The following is a 3,066-nucleotide window of genomic DNA, read 5'->3' as shown; positions in this document are numbered from 1 at the left end:
AGCGCCGGCACCGGCTCGGCGAACCGGAGGCAGAGGCCGGCGGCGACGCTGGTGCCGAACGTCGCACCGCCGTCGGCCAGCGACAGGTGCGGGCCGATCGCCCGCCACCAGCGGTACGGGCCGCTCAGCTCGGCGCCGGCGATGTTGGCCGGGGTGGTCCGCAGCCGCCACGGGCCGAACCGGACGACGAGCGCGTCCGGGGCGAGTTCCACCACGGCGGTCTCCGGCCGCACGCCGAGCAGGGCCAGGGGCAGCCGGAACGCGGGGTCGAACCGGAACGGGAAGCGCCGGGCCGGGCCGGTCGGATCGGGACGGGGCACAGCCCGGGCGTACCCGGCGCGGCGGGCTCGACACCCCCGCCGGACGGTGTCCCCGCGTCCCGCGCCCGGATGGCGGGACGCGGGGACCCCCCGTCCCGGCTACTGCAGGAACGCCCCGAGGGGCGACAGCAGCAGCCGGCCGAGCAGCGCGGCGTTGTCGTCCAGCCGCGTCCGCTCACACTCGCGGGCGTCCGGGTCGTGCCGGCAGTGCCAGATCTTCTGCGCGTTGCGCCAGGCCACGTTCCGGGTGTATTCCACCAGCTCGCCCTGGTACCAGTCGTCGATGTCGCCGTTGATCGTGTCGATCATGAGCTGCCAGTGGTCCAGGTAGCCGCGACGCAGCTCCGGGATCCGCTCGGCGAAGATTTTGTTGATCTCCAGGTAGTCGCGGTGCTGGTCGCTGCCGTCGACCGGCTCGGACTCCAGGCTCTCCAGCGTGGTCACCAACGCGAACGGCAGGTCGTAGTTGATGTGCGCGTTGACCCCGGCGGCGGCCGAGGGCAGCGGGCGGGCGTCCGGGCCGCGCATCCGCTTGAACAGGCAGGACCAGGCCTTGGGCGTGCTCGGACTGGCGTCGGTCCAGAACCGCAGCGCCTCGAAGTAGCGCGCCGCGAACTCCACGTCGAGCCGGGCCAAAAAGGCCGGGTCGACGAACCGGTCCTCGTAGAGACCGTCGAGCACGGTGCTGGTGATGACCAGGTAGAGCTTGTTGAAGTCGGCCAGCGGGCAGCTCGCCTCCAGCGGAGGGAGCCGGACCAGCAGGTCCTGCAGCTTGGTGAGATGGTCGACGACCGCCGGCACGTCAGCGGGGTGGTCGGCGAGCAACCCGACGATGTCCTGGTGCACAGGACCCCAGACCGGTTCGGTCATCTCTCCTCCACGATGGTCGGCGCCCCCCACGACGCCACCCGATTCCGCGGCACAGCCTGCCAGCCGCCGCACGCGCGCCGGATCAGTAGAACGACGTATTGCCGACGTACGTCTATTCCGGGCGGTTGCGCAGGAAGATCGCGGTGGCCTGCACCCGGGTGCGGACCTGGAGCTTGTCGAAGATGTGCGACACGTGCACGCCGATGGTCCGCTCGCTGATGAACAGCCGTTGACCGATCTCCTTGTTCGTCAACCCCTCGGCGACCGCGGCCAGCACCTCCCGCTCCCGCGCGGTCAGCACCGCCAGCTCGTCCACCGCCGGCGTGGCAGGCGCGGTCCGCGGCCGGGGCACCGGCGCGGGCGGCGGCGCGTCGTCCAGGGTCACCCGGGCCCGACCGGCCAGGGTACGGATCTCCGCGCTCAGCGGCACCGCGCCGAGCGACTGCGCCGTCGCGTGCGCCTGGCGGAGCAGCTTGCCCGCGGTGGCGACCCGGCTGCGCCGCGCCAGCAGCGCCTCGGCCTGCCGCAACCGCGAGTACGCCGCCGGATAGGGATGGTTGCGCCGGTCCCACTCGGTGGCCGAACGGCCCCACAGCTCGGGGTCGCCCCGGCCGTCGTCGAGCCGGCTCAGCTCGGCGTCGCAGAGCGCCAGGAAGCCGTCCGCGACGTAGCGCACCGGCGGCCCGGCCTTCTCGCTCTTGCGGGTCACCCGCTCGACCACCTCACGCAGCCGGCGCACCGCGGTCTGGTCCACCTCCACGGTGCGGCTGGCCGCCGCCTCCGCCTCGGCGCGCAGCCCGTGCCAGGCCAACGTGGCCAGCACGATCACGTCGTCGGAGCGGCTCTCGGTCAGGCCCCGCTGCACGGCCTGCCGGGCCAGGTCGTGCCGGCCCTGCCACATGGCCAGCCCGGCGCGCAGGATGAGCATCGGCAGCACGTGCCGGGCGCCCCCGCCGGCCAGCACCGTGGCGACCGCCTCCAGGTCGCGGTCGGAGGCCTCGACGTCGCCGTAGCCGACGGAGAGCCGGCACCGGGCCAGCAGCAGCTCGACCGCGTCGGCGCCGGACGGGCGGTGCCGCAACGCGGTGGCGACGACCTTCTCCGCCTCGGCCCACTGCCCCACCCGGAACAGCCCGTTGGTGGCCACGGCCAGCAGTCGGGTCTCCCAGGTGCGACCGAGGCCCAGCTCCGCGACCCGTTCGGCGCCGCGGCGGGCCACCACCACCCCCTCCTCGAGGATGTTCAGCGGACCGGTGAGCAGTTCGGCCAGGTGCAGGTAGGCGCAGGCCACGTCCTCCGGCCGGCCGGAGCGCTCGGCGGTCTCCAGCGCCCGGCGCATCACCGCCAGCCCGGCGGTCTGGTCCCCCAGGAACGCCTCGCTGAACCCGAGCGCGGCGCTGGCCAGCACCACCTCCGAGGTGGAGCCGGGCACCTCGGCGGCGAGGTCGAGCGCCTCCCGCGCCTGGTCGCCGGCCTCGGCGTAGCGCCCCAGGTGCAGCAGCAGCTCGGCCAGACGGGCGGCGGCGGTGCAGCGCTCGTGCGGCGTGCAGTCCGCCGACTCCAACACCCGGCGGTACTCCTCCTCGGCCGGGGCGGAACGGCCGGCGGCGGCCAGGTAGCGGGCCCGCCGGATGTGCAGCGCGCAGGCCGGCGGACCGGACGGGTCGGCGGCCAGCTCCTCCAGCAGGGTCAGCGCCCGGGCGTGCTCCCCGCTGTGGTGCGCGGCCTCGGCGGCGTGGCTGAGCAGCTCGGCGCGGTCCACCTCGACCGGTTCGGGCCGGCCCCCGTCCGGCGGGACCGGGGCCGGCGTCGCGGCCAGCGTCAACGCGGCGGACCAGTGACGGTGCGCCTCGGCGTACCCGTGCAGTCGTTAGAT

General features: G+C 74.7%; 2 protein-coding genes and 1 pseudogene. All 3 read right to left on the bottom strand.

What is annotated here, in order from left to right:
- Positions 1–320, bottom strand: a 320-nt coding sequence (locus HUW36_RS29490; protein WP_174531101.1) for a hypothetical protein, incomplete at its 3' end; no start/stop codon positions are given.
- 99 nt (positions 321–419) lie between these two features.
- The gene (locus HUW36_RS29485) at positions 420–1,190 is read right to left on the bottom strand and encodes a DUF5995 family protein (protein ID WP_174531100.1); all 771 of its coding nucleotides are present in this window, start codon (positions 1,188–1,190) and stop codon (positions 420–422) included.
- A 112-nt stretch (positions 1,191–1,302) separates the two neighbouring features.
- Positions 1,303–3,060 (bottom strand): annotated as a pseudogene (locus HUW36_RS29480) (LuxR C-terminal-related transcriptional regulator); the annotation flags it as partial.
- Positions 3,061–3,066: the final 6 nt, after the last annotated feature.

The organism is Micromonospora maritima, from assembly GCF_902825405.1.
Lineage (GTDB): Bacteria > Actinomycetota > Actinomycetes > Mycobacteriales > Micromonosporaceae > Micromonospora > Micromonospora maritima.
Note: the sequence above shows the minus strand (reverse complement) of the source record. Positions and strands in the feature narration are given on the sequence as shown.